At 56.8% G+C, this 23,341-nt stretch carries 19 protein-coding genes and 1 tRNA gene; 7 read left to right on the top strand and 13 right to left on the bottom strand.

Features of this window, described 5'->3' with window-relative positions; all coding sequences use genetic code 11:
- The first annotated feature begins 14 nt into the window (after positions 1-14).
- Entirely contained in the window at positions 15-2,060 is a 2,046-nt protein-coding gene (locus ACR0DG_RS01515; RefSeq protein WP_480693667.1) for a ComEC/Rec2 family competence protein, read from the top strand.
- Here ACR0DG_RS01515 and lexA read toward each other — a convergent pair.
- From lexA to ACR0DG_RS01485, 6 genes are all read right to left on the bottom strand, one after another.
- Positions 2,054-2,752, bottom strand: coding sequence for a transcriptional repressor LexA (gene lexA / locus ACR0DG_RS01510; RefSeq protein WP_480693666.1), 699 nt, complete (start codon positions 2,750-2,752; stop codon positions 2,054-2,056). The two genes, ACR0DG_RS01515 and lexA, sit on opposite strands and share 7 nt — an antisense overlap.
- 77 nt (positions 2,753-2,829) lie before the next feature.
- Positions 2,830-4,002: a molybdopterin molybdotransferase MoeA gene (locus ACR0DG_RS01505; protein ID WP_480693665.1), complete on the bottom strand. Its 1,173-nt coding sequence runs from the start codon at positions 4,000-4,002 to the stop codon at positions 2,830-2,832.
- A complete protein-coding gene (moaC, locus tag ACR0DG_RS01500) occupies positions 3,999-4,472 on the bottom strand; it encodes a cyclic pyranopterin monophosphate synthase MoaC (protein WP_480693664.1) in 474 nt (157 codons plus the stop codon). Before moaC ends, ACR0DG_RS01505 begins: the two co-directional genes overlap by 4 nt.
- Positions 4,472-5,284, bottom strand: coding sequence for an indole-3-glycerol phosphate synthase TrpC (trpC, locus tag ACR0DG_RS01495; protein WP_480693663.1), 813 nt, complete (start codon positions 5,282-5,284; stop codon positions 4,472-4,474). Before trpC ends, moaC begins: the two co-directional genes overlap by 1 nt.
- Complete coding sequence (trpD, locus tag ACR0DG_RS01490) at positions 5,281-6,300, bottom strand: anthranilate phosphoribosyltransferase (RefSeq protein ID WP_480693662.1); 1,020 nt, start codon at positions 6,298-6,300, stop codon at positions 5,281-5,283. The genes trpC and trpD overlap by 4 nt, the downstream gene beginning before the upstream one ends.
- On the bottom strand, positions 6,297-6,878 hold the full coding sequence (locus ACR0DG_RS01485; protein WP_480693661.1) for an anthranilate synthase component II: 582 nt from the start codon (positions 6,876-6,878) through the stop codon (positions 6,297-6,299). Before ACR0DG_RS01485 ends, trpD begins: the two co-directional genes overlap by 4 nt.
- 195 nt (positions 6,879-7,073) lie before the next feature.
- On the opposite strand from ACR0DG_RS01485, the gene ACR0DG_RS01480 reads away from it, so the two are divergent.
- Positions 7,074-8,603, top strand: a complete 1,530-nt coding sequence (locus ACR0DG_RS01480) for a divergent polysaccharide deacetylase family protein (RefSeq protein WP_480707063.1) — start codon at positions 7,074-7,076, stop codon at positions 8,601-8,603.
- Positions 8,604-8,640: 37 nt separating this feature from the next.
- Here the strand turns inward: ACR0DG_RS01480 and trpE are convergent, their stop codons facing one another.
- From trpE to fabI, 5 genes are all read right to left on the bottom strand, one after another.
- A complete protein-coding gene (gene trpE, locus ACR0DG_RS01475) occupies positions 8,641-10,152 on the bottom strand; it encodes an anthranilate synthase component I (RefSeq protein ID WP_480693659.1) in 1,512 nt (503 codons plus the stop codon).
- Positions 10,153-10,163: 11 nt separating this feature from the next.
- The gene (locus ACR0DG_RS01470; protein WP_480693658.1) at positions 10,164-12,005 is read right to left on the bottom strand and encodes a peptidyl-prolyl cis-trans isomerase; all 1,842 of its coding nucleotides are present in this window, start codon (positions 12,003-12,005) and stop codon (positions 10,164-10,166) included.
- An 84-nt stretch (positions 12,006-12,089) separates the two neighbouring features.
- Entirely contained in the window at positions 12,090-13,265 is a 1,176-nt protein-coding gene (locus ACR0DG_RS01465) for an aminotransferase (RefSeq protein ID WP_480693657.1), read from the bottom strand.
- Positions 13,266-13,304: 39 nt separating this feature from the next.
- Positions 13,305-13,814 (bottom strand): xanthine phosphoribosyltransferase, encoded by a 510-nt coding sequence (gene gpt / locus ACR0DG_RS01460; RefSeq protein ID WP_480693656.1) that lies wholly within the window; start codon positions 13,812-13,814, stop codon positions 13,305-13,307.
- Positions 13,815-13,818: 4 nt separating this feature from the next.
- Entirely contained in the window at positions 13,819-14,625 is an 807-nt protein-coding gene (fabI, locus tag ACR0DG_RS01455; protein WP_480693655.1) for an enoyl-ACP reductase FabI, read from the bottom strand.
- A gap of 135 nt (positions 14,626-14,760) precedes the next feature.
- Here fabI and pdxH point away from each other — a divergent pair, with 135 nt between their 5' ends.
- From pdxH to ACR0DG_RS01435, 4 genes are all read left to right on the top strand, one after another.
- Positions 14,761-15,366 carry a pyridoxamine 5'-phosphate oxidase gene (pdxH, locus tag ACR0DG_RS01450; protein WP_480693654.1) on the top strand — a complete coding sequence of 202 codons (606 nt, stop codon included), beginning with the start codon at positions 14,761-14,763 and terminating at the stop codon, positions 15,364-15,366.
- Positions 15,367-15,508: 142 nt separating this feature from the next.
- Positions 15,509-16,015 carry a cold-shock protein gene (locus tag ACR0DG_RS01445; protein ID WP_480694959.1) on the top strand — a complete coding sequence of 169 codons (507 nt, stop codon included), beginning with the start codon at positions 15,509-15,511 and terminating at the stop codon, positions 16,013-16,015.
- A gap of 6 nt (positions 16,016-16,021) precedes the next feature.
- Complete coding sequence (locus ACR0DG_RS01440) at positions 16,022-16,489, top strand: DUF192 domain-containing protein (protein ID WP_480693653.1); 468 nt, start codon at positions 16,022-16,024, stop codon at positions 16,487-16,489.
- Positions 16,490-16,532: 43 nt separating this feature from the next.
- Positions 16,533-16,609 (top strand) — tRNA-Pro (locus tag ACR0DG_RS01435).
- Between the two features lie 7 nt (positions 16,610-16,616).
- Here the strand turns inward: ACR0DG_RS01435 and ACR0DG_RS01430 are convergent.
- Positions 16,617-17,054 carry a hypothetical protein gene (locus ACR0DG_RS01430; RefSeq protein ID WP_480693652.1) on the bottom strand — a complete coding sequence of 146 codons (438 nt, stop codon included), beginning with the start codon at positions 17,052-17,054 and terminating at the stop codon, positions 16,617-16,619.
- 531 nt (positions 17,055-17,585) lie between these two features.
- Here ACR0DG_RS01430 and ACR0DG_RS01425 point away from each other — a divergent pair.
- On the top strand, positions 17,586-21,200 hold the full coding sequence (locus tag ACR0DG_RS01425) for a vitamin B12-dependent ribonucleotide reductase (protein WP_480693651.1): 3,615 nt from the start codon (positions 17,586-17,588) through the stop codon (positions 21,198-21,200).
- Between the two features lie 301 nt (positions 21,201-21,501).
- On the opposite strand, the gene ACR0DG_RS01420 is transcribed toward ACR0DG_RS01425, so the two are convergent.
- Entirely contained in the window at positions 21,502-23,046 is a 1,545-nt protein-coding gene (locus ACR0DG_RS01420) for a trimethylamine methyltransferase family protein (protein ID WP_480693650.1), read from the bottom strand.
- Between the last annotated feature and the right edge of the window lie 295 nt (positions 23,047-23,341).

Here is a 23,341-nt window from a genome sequence, read left to right as displayed (position 1 = left end):
GGACGGGGGCAACCATGCGTGTTCTGGCACGGGTCGAGGCGGCATTGCTGAACCAATCCGGACATTTGTTTCAATGGTCTCCGGTCTGTTTGGCGATTGGGATCGGTCTGTATTTCTCTCTCCGGTTCGAGCCGGGGTTGCCGATCTACGCCTGCTTGGTGGGTCTGGCCCTGGCGGTTTTGTGGTTGATCCGGGGAACGCGCTCTGGTTGGTCGTCGTTAGTAACAGGGTGCGTGCTGATTGCCGTCGGATTTGTTCTGGCGGGTGCGCGCGCTCATACGGTGGCAGAGCCGGTGCTATCATGGCGCTATTACGGCCCGATCGAGGGGCGGGTTCTAGCCCTGGACCGCTCTGCGTCGGACGCGCTGCGGGTTACGCTGGACCAGGTGCGGCTAGGGGATGTGCCGTTGGAACGCCGGCCCCAGCGCGTCCGACTGTCCCTGCACGGGGGTGAGGCTGATTTGGTGCCGGGGCAACGGATCATGACAACTGGGCATTTGTCTCCACCCCAAGGTCCTGTGGAGCCCGGCGGTTTTGATTTTCGTCGGCATGCTTGGTTTCAGGGGCTGGGTGCCGTGGGGTACACGCGCGTACCGGTATTGTTGATTGCTGATCAGGAAGTGCAGGGCGTTCGCATTACGGCCTTGAGGTTGGCGATCTCTAACCACGTGCGCGCTATCCTGCCCGGACAGATTGGTGGTTTCGCAGCCGCGGTAACGACGGGCGACCGAAGTGGAATGGCGCAAGATACTCTCGATGCGCTACGTGCGTCGAACCTTGCGCATCTGTTGGCTATTTCGGGCCTGCACATGGGCCTTTTGACCGGGTTTGTTTATTTGCTTTGTAGGGGGGGATTTGCCGCGATTTCTTTTGTTGCTCTGCGTTGGCCTACACGCAAATTGGCAGCTGGCTGCGCCCTGATCGCCGCGACAGTCTATTTGATGTTGTCTGGCGGGAACGTGGCCACGGAACGCGCCTTTGTCATGGCCAGCGTCATGTTGGGCGCAGTTCTGATTGACCGCCGAGCTATCTCTTTGCGGGCAGTTGCGGTAGCCGCGCTTATTGTCCTGATCTTGCGTCCCGAATCCCTTTTGAGCCCGGGGTTCCAGATGTCCTTCGCAGCGACGACCGCGCTTGTCGCAGTATTTGGTCAACTCAGGGATTTTGGCCCCATGCCTGGTCCCAAATGGCTGAAGTCTGTTGTAGGCCTGTTGATGTCATCCGCCATAGCTGGCCTTGCGACGGCCCCAATCGGCGCGGCCCATTTCAACACGGTATCCCACTATGGATTGCTCGCGAACATGCTGTCCGTTCCGGTGATGGGGTCCGTTGTTGTCCCTTCGGCAGTAGTCGCCGCATTGCTGGCCCCCTTCGGGTTAGAGGTTTTGCCGTTAGCGGTCATGGGCCTTGGGCTAGAGTGGATTTTGACAGTATCCGGGTATGTTTCGACCTTGGATGGCGCGCAGGGGTATGTTGCCAGCCCTCCTACCTATGCCTTGCCCGTATGCGCGATGGGGGCTTTGTGGCTGGTGCTTTGGCAGGGAAAGGCGCGGTGGATCGGATGCCTGGCTATCGCAGCAAGTTTTTTGATGTGGGGGCAGGGGAATCGACCAGACGTTCTGGTCGCCGAGTCCGGAGGTTTAGTTGGCGTGATGACCGACAAGGGAAGGGCGCTTAGCAAGGAAAAGGGCAGCGGTTTTGTGGCCACGGTCTGGCTGGAAAACGACGGTGACGGTGTCGATCAGAGGATTGCGGCAGGAAGGTGGGCTGACACGCAGAATTCTGTCCGAAGATATCCAGTAGGGGGTCTCGAAGTAGTCCACCTTACAGGAAAAAAATCTGCGCTTAGCCTAAAGGAATGCGCAGAACATCAATTCATCATTTCTTCGGTGCCGGTTAAGTTAGAAGGAAAATGTGCGGTTTTCGACCCCGATGCTTTGATGAAAACCGGAAGCCTCGCGCTGAGCGGCGATGTCATCACCACCAGTGCCGAATTCACGGGGAGCAGGCTGTGGTCCCCCAGCTCGCAGGGGGACCGCAGCATCAAAAACCGTCAGTAGCTGCGAATTAGGCCTACCAACCGACCTTGTACTTTGACCTTTTCCTCAGGCAGGACGCGGGTCTCATATGCCGGGTTCGCAGCCTCGAGCGCGATGGCGTGCCCGCGTCTGAAGAACCGTTTCAGCGTCGCCTCCTGATCTTCGACGAGCGCGACCACGATGTCGCCGTTATCGGCAACCGAAGTTTCCCGGATAACAACGACGTCGCCATCATTGATCCCTGCATCAATCATCGAGTCGCCGCGGACTTCTAGCGCGTAGTGTTCACCTTTGCCTGACACCATCGAGCCCGGCACCGCTACACGGTGTGACACGTGGCTGATCGCTTCAATCGGAACACCGGCGGCAATGCGGCCCATGACCGGTAACTCCATCGCGTCTACCGTGACCGGTTCGAAATTCGCTGGGCGGGGGCCGTCAGGTTTGTCGCCGTCGATGACCCGAGGTTTGAAGGCAGCAGTTGGCTCTCCTCCAAGGCTTTCGGGCAGTTTTAAAATTTCTATGGCCCGCGCGCGGTGGGCCAGTCGTCGAATGAACCCGCGTTCTTCCAGTGCGGTGATCAATCTGTGGATGCCTGACTTTGACCGCAGATCAAGCGCGGCTTTCATTTCGTCAAAACTGGGCGGAACACCATCCGCCTGCACGCGTTTGTGGATGAATTCCAACAAATCCAACTGTTTCTTGGTCAACATTGCTCACACCTCGCAGGTCATGCGTTTTCTTTTGTTCTACGCATGTTCACGTTTTGTGTCAACGGATTTGAGCTTGTTTAGATCGGAAGGTACGTCACTTCGTCGCCAGCGGCCCTCGCGGGGTCGTGGGGTTGGCGAACCAATAGAGCGTTTGCCTGGGCCAGTACGCTGAGCAGCGAGCTGTCCTGATCATCGCAGGCGCGTATCCCGTCCGAGTCCGCGACGGCGCGCATGTAATGCTCTCTGGGACCGTTTTCCGATATGGGTGCTGTCAAACGTGCATGTTGGAAAGGCGTCAGTGTTTGATCCAAACCCAGCATGCGACGTACCATTGGCACTAAGAAGAGATAGCCGCAAACCATTGCACTAACAGGATTTCCCGGCAATCCGACCATCGCCATGTTGTGAAGATGTCCCGCCATCAAAGGTTTACCCGGACGCATGCGGATTTTGTAGAACGCCCGCTCCATACCCAGCGCTTCTGACACTTCCGATACAAGATCATAGTCCCCAACGGATGCGCCGCCGATAGTGACCACTAGATCGGCACCCTCAGCCAGGCTGAACGCAGTTTCGAGGGACGGTACGGTGTCCCTTGCGATGGGAAGAATGCGAACACTTGCTCCAACAGATTCGAGTAACGCCTTCAAACCAAAGGTATTTGACGCAATGATCTGATCCGGGCCAGGTGTTTCACCCGGCATGACCAACTCGTCACCCGTTGAAATCAGGGCGATTACCGGTTTGCTGGACACGGGCACGTTGGGCACATTCATCGCGGCCATCAATGCAACGTCTTCAGGCCGTAACCTGCGCGGGGCCGTTATCGACGCCCCAATTTCAAAGTCCACTCCGGCGGGACGTATGTTGGTCTTTTCACCGGGGTGATCCGTGATCGTTATCACATCTCCACGTCGGTCTATATCTTCCTGTATAACAACAAAATCTGCGCCTTCGGGGACGGGTGCACCGGTGAAAATGCGCACTGCTTGTCCGGGGCCGACGTGACCTGTGAAACGACGTCCGGCTGCTGCCTCTCCGACAACTTTGAACATGGCGTGCAGCTCGACTTCGGCGGATTTGACCGCGTACCCATCCATCGAAGAGGCCGAAAAGGGCGGTTGATTACGAGATGCCGACACGGTTTCCGCCAATACGCGGCCAGCGGCATCTGCAAGGGGAACAGTTTCTGCTGGCAAGGCTTCTACCAGATCAAAAAGCAGCGAGCGTGCCTCTTCAACCGTGATCATGTCGCCTCGTAACGTCCAGATTTTCCGCCATCTTTCAGCAAAACGCGAACCCCGCCGATTTCCATCGCTTTGTCGACGGCTTTGGTCATGTCATAGATGGTCAATGCTGCGGTCGAAACAGCCGTCAACGCTTCCATCTCAACCCCGGTTTGGCCCGAGGTTTTTACGGTCGCTTGAACTTGAACGCCCGGTAGGTCGGGATCCAGAGTCAACTCGACGGCCACCTTCGTTACGGGAAGAGGATGGCACAGGGGAATAAGGTCAGGCGTCTTCTTTGCGCCCATGATCCCGGCAAGTCGCGCGACCCCCAGAACATCGCCCTTTTTGGCACGACCTTCGGAAATTAAATCAAAGGTTTCTTGAGCCATTTTGATGTGACCTTCGGCCACAGCTACCCGGTCGGTCACGGCCTTATCCGATACATCGACCATATGGGCCTGACCCTCGGCATCAAAGTGCGTAAGCGCCATTACATCACTCCGGGGATCAGTGGGTTCGCCAAAAGAGAACGCGTCGCCGCGGTCACGTCCTCCTGTCGCATCAGGCTTTCGCCAATCAGGAAACAGCGGGCACCGTATCTGGCGATGTCCGACAGATCCTCGGGGGTGCTTAGACCACTTTCGCAGACGATCGTCCGATCACCCGGTACAAGCTTAGACAGGCGGCGAGTTGTATCAAGTGTGGTCTCAAAGGTCTTGAGATTGCGGTTATTTATCCCGATCAGATTGCTTTTCAGCTTTACGGCCCGTTCCAACTCGGCTTCGTCGTGAACCTCGATCAAAACGTCCATACCCCAATCGAATGCCGTCTGCTCTAATTCTGCGGCCTGAGTGTCCTCTACCGAGGCCATGATGATCAAGATGCAGTCCGCACCCAACGTCCGGGCTTCCACCACCTGATAGGGGTCGTACATAAAGTCTTTCCGCAGCGCCGGAAGTGCACAAGCTGCACGCGCTTGGCTCAGGTATTCTTTCGCCCCTTGAAAGCTGGGCGTGTCCGTCAGAACGGATAAGCAGGCGGCACCACCATCCTCGTAGGCTTTGGCCAAAACCGGCGGGTCAAAGTCAGGCCGTATCAGGCCTTTGGACGGGCTGGCTTTCTTGATTTCGGCAATTAGCCCATAGCCGGAACGGGTGGCACGCATCAACGCCGAAGCAAAGCCTCGAACCTCAGAAGCAGCTCTGGCTTCAGTTTCCAAATCCTCCAAAGACTTACGCGTTTTATCTAACGCGACTTCTTCCAGCTTGTAGGCTTTGATTTTGTCCAGAACCGTCTCGGTCATGCGGCCTCCTGAGTAATGCGGGCCAAAGCGGTCACTTTGTTTTTGGCCTTGCCGCTATCAATACTATGCGCTGCCTTTTCGACACCGTCTTTGAGGTTATCGGCTGCGTCTGCAACAACCAACGCCGCTGCTGCGTTTAGCAGAACGGCGTCGCGGTAGGCGGATGGGGTTCCGTCCAGAAGTGCCCGGAATGCAACGGCATTTTCTTCGGGTGTTCCGCCAAGAATGTCCTCGAACGGGTGCACCGGCAGTCCGGCGTCCTCTGGGTGCAGTTCGACGTCTTTGACACGACCGTTCTCCCACGACGCAACCCAGCTGACGCCGCTGATGGTCAGCTCATCCGTGCCGTCCGAGCCGTGTACGAGCCATGCATGCTCGGCCCCCAAAACGCCCAGAGTTTCTGCCATCGGACGGATCAAGTCGCGCGTGAAGGCACCGGTTAACTGCCGCTTAACACCCGCTGGGTTGGTTAGCGGCCCAAGAATGTTGAAAATCGTGCGCGTCCCGAGTTCCTGGCGTGTGGGCATCACATGCGCAATCGCCGGATGATGCATGGGCGCCATCATGAAGCCAATACCGACATCTTTCAGCGCTTTTTCAACGGTTTCAGGGCCAACCATAACGTTTATTCCCATTTGGCCCAACGCGTCAGCCGCACCGGATTTTGAGCTTAAATTCCGGTTGCCGTGTTTCGCGACAGTCACGCCTGCACCGGCCACCACAAAGGCCGTCGCAGTCGATATATTCAGGGTGCCCTTGCCGTCGCCACCCGTGCCTACGATGTCCATCGCGCCTTCGGGTGCTGTCACAGCATTGCACTTGGCCCGCATGACGGCGGCGGCAGCAGCGAATTCGTCCACGGTTTCACCGCGGGTTCTCATTGCCATCAGCAATCCGCCGATTTGGCTGGGTGTTGCAGCGCCTTCAAACAGCAAGCCAAACGCTTGTTCTGCCTCCGCGCGGGTCAACGGGCGGTCCGCCGCTGCTCCGATCAGGGGTTTCAGTGTATCGCTCATGCGGGGACTTTCATTTCAGACAGGAAATTCTTGAGCAAAGCATGACCATGTTCAGACGCGATGGATTCGGGGTGGAACTGAACGCCGTGAATTGGCAACGTTTTGTGTTGCAGCCCCATGATGGTTCCGTCTTCCAGTTCTGCTGTGATTTCAAGGCTGTCCGGAAGGGTGTTGCGGTCAACCACTAGCGAGTGATACCGCGTTGCCTCGAACGGCGATGGCAAACCCGCGAACACGCCTTTGCCCGTGTGATGCATCGTTCCCATTTTCCCGTGAACGATCTCGTGACACCGCACGACATCGCCTCCAAACGCTTGGCCAATTGTCTGATGTCCAAGGCAAACACCCATCAACGGCGTTTGCGTTTCGGCTGCCGCTTGCGTCAGCGCCAGGCATATACCGGCCTGGTCGGGGTCACATGGACCGGGGCTGAGCAAGATTCCGGCTGGGTTCATGGCCATAGCCTCTTGCACATCAAGAGCGTCATTCCGCCTGATGACCATTTCGGCACCAAGTTCGCCTAAATAATGTACTAGGTTGTAGGTAAACGAGTCGTAGTTGTCGATCAGCAGCAGCATTTGGGCACTTGTCTCGGGTTGGGCATTTCGGACTGGCGATGCAGCCCCGAGCCGCGATATAATGTCGGGACATACATGCTCAGGCTTGCGAGGCAGCGTCAAGAGGACATCCGGACCTTGACGCACTTGCATGCGAGTGTCGCGACAGACGACACGCAGGCGATCGAAGCAGGATTAAGTCGAAAGGCAATTGCAATGGGCGGATTTGTAGGAGGGATGATCGCAGGTGCGGTCGTTGTAATGGTGTTGGGTGTGATGCTGTCGTTAAACACGCCCCTGACACGCAAACCTGCTCTTGCGGAACAGGCTCCGGATCCTGTTGTCAATGACGCTGAAGAAATCGCGTCACAGGAACCCGATACAGTCGGTGATGCCGATCTGGTTACTTTGCCTGCCCCTGAGCCAGAACCGACCGAGGAACAGACCGATACATTGGCTGGTCTTTCGGAAATTGAAAATGCGCCCGAAGGACAACCTAAGGTCAATCAGACTGCCGCGCTAATAGAAGAAGCTCTGCCATCCACTTCGAACGAGGTCGTCGTTTCGACCGAAGCACCTGCTGCCCCCCAGGCACCTGCGCCATTGCCACAAGCCCCGTACGTGGAGCTGCAGCCTGAGCTTGTTGAAGAAGCGCCTGCACCTCCGGCGGCAGTGGTGGAAGAAGCCGTTGTGGAAGAAACGGTAGAGGTTGTTGTCGAAGAACCGCAGCAAGACGAACCTCAGCCGAGTGCTACTGAGAGTGAGCCGGAAGTCCAACCGGACCCACTGCCAGAACTTGCAGAGGTGGAGCCGCAGCCAGAACCGTTGCCAGAAGTGACAGAGGCAGAGACGCAGGAACTCCCTGAGGTTTTACCAGAAGAAAACCCCATTGCTGTAGAAGGTGAGGAAAAAGACCTTACTCCTAGCTTGCCACGCATTGCTGCCGTTCCACAGATCGGAGCGGAGCAGGCCGGCGCACGCCCGCCGACAGTTGGCGAGCGCGTTGTTCCGTTGACCGAGCGTGGCAATTCTCCTTCGGGAAACAGCGCAACAAATACATCCATTGTCATTGGAAAACCGATCGACACATACGCAGTCGATTTTGATAACCCAGAAGACAAGCCCCTAATGTCGATCATTTTGATTGACGACGAGGGTGCGTTCGGGGCGGAAGCTCTGCAGGATTTCCCCTATCCAATCAGTTTCGCAGTCAGCCCATCAGACCCGGAAGCCGCTGAAAAGATGGCCAAGCATCGCGCGGCCGGTTTTGAGGTTTTGGCCTTGGCTGACATGCCACGAGCCGCAAGCGCTCAAGACGCTGAGGTTTCGTTATCCGTTTGGTTGGAGGCCCTGCCGGAAACTGTCGGCATTTTGGAAGGCGTTGAAACCGGCATTCAAGGTAACCGCAAACTGGCCGATCAAGTTGCCGCAATTGCTGGAGGAACGGGTCGCGGAATAGTGACGCAAGACAATGGCCTGAACACCGTGCAAAAACTGGCCGCGCGGAACGGTATACCGTCGAGCGTTATTTTCCGGGATATCGACGGCGCACGGCAGGATCCCAAGTTGATGCGACGTTTTCTGGATCAAGCCGCATTCCGGGCTGGCCAGGAAGGCACCGTGGTTATGCTGGGCCGTCTGAGACCTGAAACGATCTCAGCTTTGTTGGTTTGGGGCCTGGAAGATCGCGGTGGCCGCGTGGCGATGGCGCCGATCTCGGCCGTAATGAAGCAACAAGTGCAGTAAGCAAGCAGTCAGGCTGGCCACGGGGCCAGCCGCGCCATCACGTGTTGCCAGAACCGGTGAAACGAGCCGCGTCTGCGGCAGCTCTGCGAATGGCGTTGGACTTGTGAACTGTTTCCATAAACTCGGCTTCGGGATCGCTGTCATACACAACGCCTCCGCCTGCCTGAATGTACAGCTTTTGATCTTTCACGATCGCCGTTCGTAGCGCAATGCACATATCCATGTCGCCGCCAGCGCTGAAATACCCGACACCCCCGCCGTAGATTCCTCGCTTTTCGGGCTCAAGTTCGTCGATGATTTCCATTGCACGCACCTTTGGGGCACCCGAAACTGTGCCTGCTGGCATGCCTGCGAAAAAGGCATCCAATGCGTCCTTGTCGTCGGCCAGTTCACCGACCACGTTCGACACGATGTGCATCACGTGGCTATAGCGCTCGATTATGAACTCTTCTGTCGGACGGACGGTGCCTATTTTGGCCACGCGCCCGGTATCGTTGCGGCCCAGATCCAGCAACATCAGGTGCTCGGCCAGCTCTTTCTTATCCGCAAGCAGATCGACCTCATTCGCCTTGTCTTCTTCCGGGGTTGCACCCCGGGGTCGAGTTCCAGCGATGGGCCGGATTGTTACTTCGCTACCAAAAACACGGACAAGAATTTCTGGGCTGGCGCCAACAACCTGAAAGCCACCAAAATTGAAGTAGAACATAAAGGGCGACGGGTTAGTCCGGCGCAGCGACCGATACAATGCGAAAGGCGGCTGCGGGAAATCCTGTGTCCAGCGCTGCGCGGGAACCACCTGAAAGATGTCGCCCGCGCGGATGTATTCCTTGGCTTTTTCAACCGCTTCCATATACCCGGACTTGGTAAAGTTCGAAACCGGCGGCGCTATTTCTGAGGCATCTCCCAAATCGCGGGTCTCGGCGGGCATGGCGCGCTCAAGATCGCATACCGCGTCCATGACCCGTTCCGCAGCTTGCGCATAGGCAGCTTTGGCCGACTGCCCGCCACTGACCCATGCGGGGGAAACAACCGTGACTTCGCCTTTGACGCCATCCAATACAGCAACGACCGATGGGCGCAGCATAACCGCATCAGGCAAACCCAAAGGATCGGGGTTTACGTCTGGAAGATATTCGACCAGTCGCACCATATCGTAACCGAGGTAGCCAAACAGACCCGCGGCAGCCTGCGGCAGATCATCGGGCAGGGCGATCCGGCTTTCCGACAGCAGCGCCCGCAGGTTATCCATTGGATTGCCGTCTTGCGGGACAAACGCCTCGGCATCGAAGCGGGCCGATCTGTTCAATTCCGATGTCTCGCCACGGCACCGCCAGATCAGGTCTGGCTTCATCCCAATGATAGAATACCGACCGCGGACCTCGCCACCGGTCACGGACTCCAGCATAAAGGCGTCTTTCTGTGCTCCTGTCAGTTTGAGCATCAGCGATACCGGCGTATCCAGATCGGCGGCCAATCGGGTGTAAACGACTTGATTTTCGCCAGCCTCATAGGCGCGGGCGAAGTCGTCGAATTCAGGTGTCAGGGCCATGGTGGTCTCTTTTAATAGCTCGTCTGAACAGCGTTCAGAGCACGCTGATCCACAGTCGGTCGGGCGCGAACCTGCGCATCGCGGACAAAGGCGTCAAAGATGTTCTGCGCCAAAGCCTGATTCAACTGGGCCGCCAAGGCTTCGCGCGCCTGCCGCAGCTCATCCGTGTCATCCGGCGGCAGCAGCTCTTCCAAACGGACGATCAGGGCTGAGCCATTACCTGGGATCACGCGCAACTCACCGGGCTCCATCTCAAAAACCTGGGGCATGAAATCGGCTGGTACGTCCTCTAGAAACGCCGTGCGGGTCAGCGCGTTTTCCACCCGGAACGGAAGGCCGGTGGCGGTGAAATCACCGTCGTTTTCCAGCTGTTCCAGAACGGTCGCCGCATGCTGTTGCAACGCGTCATTGGTCTGGGATTGGGTCCACGCCAACGCAACCCTGTCTCGGGCGCTTTCAAGTGGCTCGGGGCGGGGCGGAAGGGTTTCGTTCAGGCGCATGGCAAAGATCGAGCCATCCTCCAGAAACGCAACCTCCGGGAAGTCGCCTTCGTTTATCGCTTGGGCGGCAGTACGGAATCCGTCATAGGCGGCCACACCGTCTTCGCTTTGACTGGTCCAGTCGATCTGGCCCAACTCCATCTCGGTCTCGGCGACAACTTCTTCGAGGGTGGCGCCACCAGCCAGCAGGTCATTGATGTCTTCGGATTGCGCCTCGATCTGGCGGCGGGCACGGTCTGCGGCCAGTTCCTCGCGTAGGGTGGGGGCGGCGTCTTCGAAGGATGTATTGTTCTCTGCCAGCGATCCGTTGATCCGGAACAGCGCGGGACCCAAGCTGGACGGCAAGGGGCCCACGACGGTGTCCAACTCGGCCGCGAACACACCATCGGCGGCATCCCCAAGATCGTCGCGCGTTACATCGCCCAGATCCACATCGCTGAGTTCAAGGTCGCGGTCACGAACCAACTGCTCAAAGGTCGTACCGTCAACGGCAAGCTGGGCCATAGCGTCATTCGCAGCGGATTCGTCGGCAAAGGGAAGGCGCTCGACAAGGCGTCGTTCTGGCTGCAGGAACTCATCCGCACGTTGGTCATACAGACGACGTACCGAGTCTTCGTCAACCTCGACGCTGTCCAACAACATGTCCGGCGATAGGATAGCGTAGGTCAGGTCTTTGGTGCGGGGCAGGGTGAACTGCTCGGGATTTTCGTCATAGTAGGTCTGGATATCGCCATCCGTGGGATCGGCAATCGGCGCGGGCAAAGCATCGGGTCCGACCGTCGCAACGGTAAAGCTGCGCCGGGAGCCGACATAGTCGGTCAGGGCATCGGTCAGCGTTTGCGGCATTTCGATGCCACCCATGATCGCACCCTGAACGATGGTGCGCGCAGATTCCTTGCGCAGATCGGATTCGAATTCCGAGTCTGTCATTCCGATCTGGTCCAGCTGGAATTCATATGCATCGCGGTCAAAGGTCCCGTCGATGCCCTGAAAGGCAGGGATAGAAACGATGTCCCTTTGCAGGTTTTCATCACCGATTGAGATACCCAACTGACCGACTTCGTTGTCCAAAGACGCGAGCGCAGTCAGACGCGACAGTGCCAACTGATCAAGCCCGAACTCGTGGGCTTGCGAAATCTGCATTGGCTGCCCGGTTTGGCTTTCGACAGCGCGAATTTCTCGTTGCAGCTCGCGCACGTATTCGTTGACCGAAATGCTTTCGTTCCCAACCTGTGCCACTGTCCGAACAGTGCCGGAAAGGCTGGTGGCCCCGAACCCTGCAAGGCCCAGCATCAAAAGGCCCATGAGTATCCAGACAAAGGTCTTCGATAGGTTTTTCATGCCTGCGGCCATAGTGCCCTCTTTGTGCTTTTGTCGGCAGGTGTCTGCCCCGTCGGTTGCGGCCCTGAATACGACGGGCAAAGCCGGGGGGCAAGCTTAGATGGAAAACGCTTCGAGCCTGTCGAACAATTGTTCCAGCCCCGCCCGGTCAAGGTTAGCAAATGCGATGCGGACTTGGCGTTTTCCGTTGGGGTCTTCGTCTGGCATGAACATGGTACCGGGCAGCAGTAGAATGCCGCAATCTGTCACCATGCGTTGGGCCAACTCATCCGAAGCAATCCCGAACGGGTGCTCGAAATAGGCAAAATAAGCTCCAAGCCCTAGCAGCCGCCATCCCTTGGCAGTTAACCGAGGCAACATCTCTGCGATGGCAGCGCGACGATCCAGAATCTCATCACGTTCGCCGGATACCCATTGCGATAGGTTTTGCATGCCCCAAAGCGCTGCGTATTGACCCATTTGGCCGGGGCAGATCGCCACCGTATCCAGAAACTTTTCAACCTCAGCCAAAAGATCTGCGCTGGTGGCCATGGCTCCGACACGGTGACCGGTCAGCCTGTAAGCCTTTGAGAATGAATACAGGTGAACCAGTGTGCGATCCCAGTTTGGTTGGCTGAACAAGGTGTGCGGCGGGCCGCTACGTCTGTCGAAATCGCGGTATGTCTCGTCGACCAACAGGCGAATACCGGTCTCGCGCGACAGGTCATAGAATGCCTGTACCAATTCGGCTGGGTATTCTACGCCACCAGGGTTGTTAGGGGTGACAAGTGATATCGCGCGCGTTTTGTCAGTGATGAGGGCACGCGCCGCAGCAGGGTCCGGCAACAGATCGTCACCGGTTTTCAGGTCTACGGCGACCACGCCCGCCATATCTAACCACATTTTATGGTTGAAATACCAAGGGGTTGGTAGGATAACCTCGTCCCCTTCATCTGTGATTGCCGAAATCGCAGCGGCAAACGCTTGGTTGCAGCCTGACGTAATGGCGACCTGCGAAGGCGCGACCTCTGCATCATAATGATGGCTGATCTGGAGCGCCAACTCTTCGCGCAGATCGGAATTTCCAAGAACTGGCCCGTATAGATGCGCGTCGTCGTTGCTGACGGCAAACTCGGCCATTGCCTGACGCAACGCCAGCGGAGGCGGATCGACAGGCGCCGCCTGACTGACGTTGATCAGTGGCTGGTCTTCAGTGAATTGCACGCCCTCCAACCAGCGGCGCGCCTCCATCACCGGAGGGGCGAAGGTTGCGGCGGTACGGGTCCGGTTCATGCGCGTTCTCTGAATTTGGGGCTATTGATGCAGGCGGTATCAGTCGGTACCGCGATACGGCTCGACATATTGCAAGGCCATATCCCACGGGAAGAAAATCCACGTATCCTGGCTGACCTCGGTGATGAACGTATCCACCATTGGGCGACCTTTGGGCTTTGCGTAGACAGTTGCGAAATGCGCGTTGGGATACATGGCCCGTACAAGTTCAAGCGTTTTACCGCTGTCAACCAGATCATCGATAATCAGAACGCCGGTGCCGTCACCCATCAGGTCTTTATCCGGCGCTTTGAGCACTTCGGCCTCGCCTTGTTCCTGATGGTGGTAGGACCGAACGCTGATGGTGTCGACGGTACGAATATCCAGTTCCCGGCTTACGATCATGGCCGGGGCCATGCCGCCACGGGTAATCGCAACCACGGCGCGCCACGCGCCGTCATCAGGGCCTTGTCCATCCAATCGCCATGCCAAAGCACGGGAATCACGGTGGATTTGGTCCCAGCTGATGTGAAAGCCTTTTTCGTGGGGCAGGCGGTCCTTGGCGCTCATTGCATTAACCTTTTTCAATGTCCGGAGCGTCGACGGCCTTCATGCCGACGATATGGTAACCCGAATCTACGTGCAGGTTTTCGCCCGTCACGCCACCGCTTAAGTCAGACAGAAGATACAGTGCCGAGTTTCCGACGTCGTCGATGGTGACGTTTCTACGAAGCGGCGAGTTATATTCGTTCCACTTCATGATGTAGCGGAAATCGCCGATTCCGCTGGCTGCAAGCGTTTTGATCGGACCCGCCGAAATCGCGTTCACGCGAATTCCGTCTTTGCCCAAGTCTTCGGCAAGATATTTGACAGAAGCTTCCAAGGCAGCTTTTGCTACACCCATCACATTGTAATGCGGCATCACCTGCTCGGCACCATAGTAGGTCAGGGTAATCGCGCTACCGCCGTCGGTCATCAGTTTCTCAGCGCGTTGCATAACCGCGGTGAAAGAATAAACCGAAACATCCATGGTCAGGTTGAAATTCGCGCGCGAGGTATCCACATAACGTCCGCGAAGCTCGTTCTTGTCCGAGAACCCGATCGCATGAACGACGAAATCCAGCTTGCCCCATTTTGCGGAGAGTTCTGTAAACAGCCCGTCAATCGATGCTTCGTCGCTGACATCGCATGGCAGCACGATTTCACTGCCAAGCTGAGCCGCCAAAGGATCGACGCGTTTTTTCAGCGCATCCCCTTGATAGGAAAATGCAAGTTCGGCCCCGGCTTCGGATAAAGCGCGGGCAATCCCCCATGCGATTGATTTGTCATTGGCCAGTCCCATGATGAGGCCGCGTTTGCCGGCCATCAACTGATTTGACATGTTTGGTTCTCCGCCTGTCTTCGCGTCATGTTGGGATGGTTTATGCCATTGGGTGCGCTGCATCAAGGCCGTGCGCCCTTGCTCGTGGCGGGTTCTCGCCCTAGGGTGGAAAACAAGAGTTTCCAGGGGATGGAAATGAGCGAAAGAGAAGGCATTTTTGCCGGCACCGATCCGTTTGAAATCGCGGCTCGGTGGCTGGACGAGGCCAGGGACAGTGAACCGAATGATCCAAACGCGATTGCCTTGGCAACCGTGGACCAGGACGGTTTGCCAAACGTCCGTATGGTATTGCTGAAAGAGATCGAGCAGAACGGATTTGTGTTCTACACCAACTATGAAAGCGCCAAAGCAGCCGAGTTGGACAGTGCCGGAAAAGCTGCATTTGTAATGCATTGGAAATCTTTGCGGCGTCAAATCCGAGTTCGTGGTACAATAACACGCGAAACCGGGCCGCAGGCAGATGAATACTATGCATCCCGGTCGCTAAAAAGCCGTTTGGGGGCCTGGGCATCCAAGCAGTCTCAACCCCTGAGCAGCCGCGCCGCACTGATGGCCGAGGTTGCGAAAGTAACGGCAAAACTGGGTCCGAATCCGCCGCGCCCACCGTTTTGGGGCGGTTATAGATTGGAGCCGACAGAGATAGAGTTTTGGGCAGACGGGGCGTTCCGGCTGCATGATCGGTTTCAGTGGCGGCGTGATCAGACAGGCGCTGGGTGGCAAGTGCAAAGGTTGAATCCATGACGTTCACGTATCGTGAAATGCAACACTCAGAGAACAAAGGATTTTTTCGGCTTGAATTTGTGAGCCATTCACATACACATCGAACCCTTAACGTTTTGAAAAAACACGCGATGGGAACACTGTGCCAGAAGATCTGAACAACATGTACCGTGTACATGGACACGTAAAATGGTTCGACCCTGCCAAAGGGTACGGATTTGTCGTGTCTGATGAAGGCGGTCCGGATATTCTGTTACATGTGAATGTGTTACGTAATTTTGGTCAAAGCTCGGTCGCGGATGGGGCCGGGATCGAGATCATGACGCACCGCACGGATCGCGGTGTTCAGGCGGTCGAGGTGATCAGTGTCGATCCCCCCGCCAGAGCCGACTCGTTGATGTTGGCGGATTTTGCAGAACTGGATCCGACGGCGATTGCTGCGGCCCCGCTCGAGGCTGCTCGGGTCAAGTGGTTCGACAAAGGCAAGGGATTCGGATTCGCGAATGTTTTCGGCCGCGGCGAAGATGTGTTTTTGCATATCGAGGTTCTGCGGCGATCGGGTTTGGCAGATTTGCAACCCGGTGAGGCGCTTGCGATGCGCGTCATTGACGGGAAGCGGGGGCGTATGGCGGCTCAGGTTTTGGCCTGGGAAGCTGCGCTGGATGATTAACCCAAGATGATCAAAGGTATTGCGGCAATTGCGACTGTCTTGGCTTGCTACGCCGGAGTTGCGACTGCCGCATGTAACCCAGATCGGGTTAGCCTTAGAAACGATAAGTCTCAAGTCAGTTTCGATATCGAATTGGCCGTATCGCCGCAGGAACGTTCACGCGGTTTGATGTTCAGGGAATCACTGCCGCAACGGTCGGGCATGTTGTTTATCTTCGACCCGCCGCAGCCGGTTGCGTTCTGGATGAAGAACACACTGATTCCCTTGGACATGATTTTCCTGGACCGAACGGGAACGGTGGTCCACGTGCACAGCAACGCAATACCCGGTGATCTGACACCGATCGATGGTGGAGATTCGGTGTACGCCGTGTTGGAAATCAACGCTGGTTTGGCAGATAGATACCTTATCGCGCCCGAAACCCAGATGCGGCACGAAGTTTTTTCGCAAGGCCCCGCAATTTGGCCCTGTTAGGGCTTTTCAAATCAGAAAGTCATCGTTAGGAAGGCGCACGGTCCGGGGCGTGGCGCAGTCTGGTAGCGCACCTGTTTTGGGTACAGGGGGTCGTAGGTTCGAATCCTGCCGCCCCGACCATTTCTTCTTACAATGCTGGTGAACCACCCATTGCCTGGTAGAGCGCGCTAAGCGCTCTATCCAGCGTTTCGCTTTCAACAGGAACTTGTTTCGCAGGTCCGTCTTTTTGTGGAACGTTGAAAAACAATTCGGCGTCTACACGGTATCCCTCTGTGATTCTTGTAGAAGTGAGCCGCATGACACTTTTGGGCAAGTCTTGCGGGTAACCTTCATAATTGAGAATCAGAAAAGCTGTCGTATCGGGGGGTAGGAACTCGGTACATTCGAACACCTGATTCCCGACACGCTGAAATTGTTCGCCAGGACCGTTACAACTGGTTTCAAAGGTCTCAAACAGTCGATCTGGATAGCTCGAAAACTGTGCACTTCGACTTGGTTGGGGCACATCTTGTGTTGTGCAGGCCACGATAAGCGGCATCAGGGGAAGTAATCGAAGCACGTTCATCTGTCTCTGCACCCTCAATCAGTTGCGCTTTGGATGGTGCTCGGTTTCGAGCGTTTGAAAAAGGGCGCGCTGATTCCTTTCCCTGCGCTCCATCTTAGTGCCGCTTTATCAAAAGGCGATAACTGTGCCGGGATACACGGTTAATTGTACTGACGCGTATTCGATCATTTGCGGCGGATCGGTGGATGAACTTGTGGAGGAATCGTGCAGAGCGCAGGCGAGCGACCTCAAAGATAACGGGTCAACACAAAAGATTTCAAAAATGACTTAAAAAGGCCGTTGACGTTCTATGGGTGAATACGCCAGATTGTATGAGCCGAATGTGGTGCCACTAAATCTGGTAGTAAAACCGGAATAAGGCATAGGGCGAGGGTCGGAACGCACATCATTATTACGTGCAACCGTTGGAACGGGGTTGCGCTGTCATAGGCAGCGTCCGGTCTTTTGCGCCCAAACTTTCAGGCAAGGCTGATGGATCCCGGATTTGGACCTGAGGCCGAAGGACAAGTTGATTGAACTAGGGCGGCGGACATGAAGATTGAAAGAAAGTTCACTAAATCGGGGCAAGACGCTTACGCAGATCTGGACTTTGTGTCTGCGACCTCCGAGATCCGAAATCCGGATGGCACCATCGTTTTCCGCCTTGATGACATCGAAGTACCCGCAAGCTGGAGTCAGGTAGCAAGCGACGTCATTGCGCAGAAATACTTCCGCAAAGCTGGCGTTCCGTCTGCGCTGAAAAAGGTCAAGGAAAAGGGCGTGCCAGAGTTTCTGTGGCGCTCTGTTCCGGCAGAAGATGCCGAGTTCGATGGTGAAACATCCTCGAAGCAGGTCTTTGATCGCTTGGCCGGTGCATGGGCCTATTGGGGCTGGAAAGGCGGCTATTTCTCGACCGAAGAAGACGCACGCGCCTACTTTGACGAGATGCGCTATATGCTGGCAACCCAGCGCGCCGCGCCGAACAGCCCGCAATGGTTCAACACCGGTCTGCACTGGGCTTACGGGATCGACGGTCCTGCGCAGGGTCACCACTATGTTGATTACAAAACCGGCAAGCTGACCAAATCGAAATCCGCCTATGAGCATCCGCAACCGCACGCGTGCTTTATCCAGTCCGTTGATGATGATCTGGTCAACGAAGGCGGCATCATGGATCTGTGGGTGCGCGAGGCACGCCTGTTTAAATACGGCTCGGGCACCGGGACCAACTTCAGCCATCTGCGGGCTGAGGGCGAGGCGCTGTCGGGTGGCGGCAAGTCCTCGGGCCTTATGGGTTTCCTCAAGATCGGCGACCGCGCCGCTGGCGCGATCAAATCAGGCGGGACAACCCGTCGAGCAGCAAAGATGGTAATCGTCGATGCAGATCACCCCGATATCGAGCAATTCATCGAATGGAAGGTGATCGAAGAGCAGAAGGTGGCCTCGATCGTTGCCGGATCGAAGATGCACGAAAAGATGCTGAACGGCATTTTCGAGGCCATCCGCAGCTGGGACGGTGCCGCCGATGACGCCTATGATCCGAACAAGAATGACAGCCTTAAAACCGCTGTGCGCGAGGCCAAAAAGGTCGCGATCCCTGAGACTTATATCAAACGCGTGCTGGACTATGCGCGGCAGGGCCACGACAGCATCGAATTCCCGACCTATGATACGGACTGGGATTCGGAAGCCTACAGCTCGGTCTCGGGTCAGAACTCGAACAACTCTATCCGCGTGACCAACGCGTTCCTGACGGCTGTTGAAAAAGACGCTGATTGGGAACTGATCAACCGCACAGACGGCAAGGTTGCCAAGACCGTCAAGGCGCGGGATCTGTGGGAAAAGGTAGGCCACGCCGCATGGGCCTGTGCCGATCCGGGCATCCAGTTCCACGATACTGTCAACGAATGGCACACATGCCCCGAAGACGGTGAGATTCGCGGCTCGAACCCGTGTTCGGAATACATGTTCCTCGATGACACGGCCTGTAACCTTGCTTCGATGAACCTGCTGACCTTCCTCAAGGATGGTGAGTTCCAAGCGGCCGACTACATGCACGCCTCACGCCTGTGGACCCTGACGCTGGAAATTTCGGTGACGATGGCGCAGTTCCCGTCGAAGGAAATCGCGCAACTGTCCTATGACTTCCGCACTTTGGGTCTGGGCTATGCGAACATCGGCGGTCTGCTGATGAACATGGGCTACAGCTATGACTCGGATGAGGGTCGCGCGATCTGCGGCGCGCTGACCGCGATCATGACTGGTGTGGCCTATGCAACCTCGGCGGAAATTGCCGGGGAGCTGGGTGCCTTCACAGGCTATGAGCGCAACGCCGACCACATGCTGCGCGTCATCCGCAACCACCGCCGCGCTTCGCAGGGTGTCACGGAGGGCTATGAGAAGCTGGCAGTGAAGCCGGTACCTCTGGACCACGGCAATTGCCCGGACAAGCGTTTGATCGACTTGGCCATGTCAGCCTGGGATGAGGCACTAAGCCTTGGCGAAAAGAACGGGTACCGCAATGCGCAGGCGACCGTGATCGCGCCGACCGGCACCATCGGTCTGGTGATGGATTGCGACACCACAGGGATTGAGCCGGATTTTGCGCTGGTTAAGTTTAAAAAGCTTGCGGGCGGCGGTTACTTCAAGATCATCAACCGTTCGGTGCCTTCGGCGCTGGAGAAGCTGGGCTATTCCTCGTCTCAGATCGAAGAGATCGTGGGCTACGCGGTAGGTCATGGCACCATCGGCAACGCGCCGGGGATCAACCATACCTCACTGACTGGCCACGGCTTTGGCCCGAATGAGCTGGCGAAAGTGGACGCTGCGCTGGAAAGCGCGTTCGACATCCGGTTCGTCTTCAACCAGTGGACACTGGGCGAGGATTTCTGCACCGGCGTTCTGGGCATCCCGGCCACCAAGCTGAATGACCCGACTTTCGACCTTCTGCGTCACTTGGGTTTCACCCGCGCGGATATCGAAGCGGCGAATGATCACGTCTGCGGAACCATGACGCTGGAAGGCGCGCCGCACCTGAAAGAGGAACACTATTCCATCTTCGATTGCGCCAACCCGTGCGGCAAGAAAGGTAAGCGTTTCCTTGGGGTTGATAGCCACATCACCATGATGGCGGCGGCGCAGAGCTTCATCTCGGGTGCGATTTCCAAGACGATCAACATGCCGAACGACGCGACCATCGAAGACTGCCAGAAGGCATATGAGTTGTCGTGGTCGCTGGGTGTGAAGGCGAACGCGCTGTACCGCGACGGCTCGAAACTGTCGCAACCGCTCGCCGCTGCGCTGGTTGAGGATGATGAAGAAGCGGCGGAAGTTCTTGAAAGCGGTACGCCCGCCGAAAAGGCCGCCGTGCTGGCCGAAAAGGTCATCGAAAAGGTGGTCGTGAAGGAAATCGTCCGCTCGCACCGCGAGAAGATGCCCGAGCGTCGGAAAGGCTACACGCAGAAAGCCATCGTGGGCGGCCACAAGGTCTATCTGCGGACCGGTGAATATTCGGATGGCTCGCTGGGCGAAATCTTCATCGATATGCACAAGGAAGGTGCTGGCTTCCGGGCGATGATGAACAACTTTGCCATCGCGGTGTCGGTCGGTCTGCAATACGGTGTGCCGCTGGAAGAATTTGTGGATGCCTTTACCTTCACCAAGTTCGAACCGGCTGGGATGGTGCAGGGCAACGACTCGATCAAAAACGCGACGTCGATCCTGGATTACATCTTCCGTGAACTGGCCGTGTCCTATCTGGACCGCACCGATCTGGCCCATGTGAAGCCCGAAGGCGCGACCTTCGACGATATCGGTCGCGGTGAGGAAGAGGGTGTCTCGAACGTCTCAGAGATCAGTGAAAGTGCAGCGTCCAAGTCGTTGGAAGTGCTTAAGCAAATCAGTTCGACTGGGTATCTGCGCAAGCGGTTGCCGCAGGACTTGGCTGTGTTCACACCGCAAGCTGATGCCACAGGAATGGCCGAACCCGCGGCTGTTTTTGATGCCCCGGCGGAAACGGTGGTTGCGACCAGCATGGACGCACGCACCAAAGCCAAGATGCAGGGTTATGAGGGTGATCCTTGCGGCGAATGCGGAAACTACACTCTGGTGCGGAACGGCACCTGCATGAAATGCAACACTTGCGGGGCGACCAGCGGGTGTAGCTAAGGCAAACGCCCCGCCAGGCGGGGTGTAGGGACCTGGGCTTTCCCCCGAATGCCCGGTCCCGACGAATACGGAGAAAGGCGCCGAGACTTACCAACGATGCCTTTTTCCACTCGGCCGACATGCCCGTGTGGGCCGGGAACAGGGTGGGGCGGAATATTGCTCTTTCCCACTCTTTCACGGGACGGGTGCGCTCGTCCCATGCGCAGTCCAGGCCGCAGGCAAAAAAACACCGGGCGGTCAACGATATGAGCCTGGATGGCGAAACTCAAAAGGGGGCCTAGGCCCCCTTTTTTTCAGCCAGTTATGCTGGCAAGTGAATGTTGAAGGCAGCCCGTATCTCCGCATCCAAAAGCGGATCAAACCGCGCGGGTGACGGCGTAGACAAGATCTCTTCTTTTCGTGCCGTAGCCTTGGCGATCAGGTCTGGTTTTCCCAACTCGGCCCATTCTTTAGGCGATGTTCGGTCACCAAACGTGGGATAGACGTAATCCGCTTGCATCCGGCTGAGCGTCGCATCGGTACCCAAATAGTGTCCGGGGCCGCCCATACAAACCTCGGCGATCTGATCCAGTGCCAACGTTTCGTCTGTCACTTCAATCCCGCGCACACAACGCTGTGCCTGGCCTATAAGATCGTCGCCCAAGATCAGGCTTTCAAAACAGAATCCCAAAAGCGATGCATGCATTCCAGCTGCTTCATACACCATGTTCACACCGGAAAGCCCGGCCATGACGTTCGAACACATCTGTTCCCATCCGGCCTGCATATCCGGCATTTTGGAATCAGACGCGCCTGCGGCGGCGCCACCGGGCAGGTTATAGAACTGGTGCATTTGCCCGCATCCGGCGGTCAACAATGCTTGTTCACCCGATCCGATTGACATCGCGCCAGTTCGCAGGTCCAGACCGAACGGCCAAGTGCCAAAAATCGCCGGAGCACCGGGCTTTACCGCATTTACGTAAACCAAGCCAGCGAGGCATTCGGCGGTCGCCTGCGTGATAGCGCCGGCAATGGTCGAGGGTGCTGTAGCTCCGGCCATGCCTGCCGACAACAGCAGAATCGGCATTCCGGCCTTGATGCACTCCTCCATGACCTCGCAGCTTTCTGTCGCGAACTTCATAGGAGGCACAACAAAGCAGTTGGTATTCGAGATAAAGGGACGTTCGCGCCACTTGTCCTCACCGCCCGCGATCATGTGGATCATCTCCATGGCCGGGGCTACGTGGCTGGGTTCTGTAAAGGACGTGCCGATGTGTTTAAATGTCCCCGAACAGCTTGCGTAGATTGTGTTCAGGTCCATCTCCATGTTGTCGGCAATGTCACGACACACCATAGGCCGTTGAACAAAATGGATATTTTCCAGTTGCTGACAGATGCGCGCAGCGTCGTGCAGGTCTTGCACCGTGGAATCCCGGTACGAATTCCCCTGTACGTCGACCATGCTGACGGCTGCACCGGCGGTCCCGTAATGTACGCGGGATCCCGACAGATCCAGATCGGTTTTTCCGTCGCGGCTGAACAGTGTAACTGACCGGTTTGCCTTGGCAATTGTGTCTTCGACCAAGGCGCGCGGGAACCGTATTCTTCCGTCGTCGCCCAAGATGCAGCCAGCACCGACCAAATAGTCAATTCCGCTCTGCGGTGCGTCGGCAAGACCTATGGTTTCCAAGGCGGTCAGCGCCGCGTTGTGAATCTGTTCTACTTGGGTTTGGGTCAGCGGCTTGTAGGTGCCGCCCTCAAGGCCGGGACGGATCGGGCGCAAATGGTCCGGAAGGGCCGAAGCCCGGGCCGCACGACGCGCTGCACGTCCGCCGCTGCGCGATGAGGTAGGGGATTGATCATTCATTTTGTTATTCCGGTTGGTGAGAGTGGCAGTGACGGTTACGCGGCTGCCCCGGATGGCCGCCCGCGCGCTGCACGTCCGCGATCCGCACCAATGGTGCGGCTGATCAAACGGATCTTCCAGATATCACTTGGCATTAAGGTCCTCACCTTGGTGTCCATCAGTTTTCCGACTCTGGCCGACACAATCTGTTCTGTTTGCGACCACGGCGGAAAAAAGCGAAACAATCTTACAGGCCAAACATACTCCACTTTGTCCGAAATCAGGAAATTTTGGCGAAATTAGGATATCCTGTTAT

The sequence above is a fragment of the Ruegeria sp. BG8 genome, from assembly GCF_056538325.1.
The sequence above is the reverse complement of the archived record's forward strand: the minus strand, read 5'-3'. Positions and strand labels throughout refer to the sequence as shown.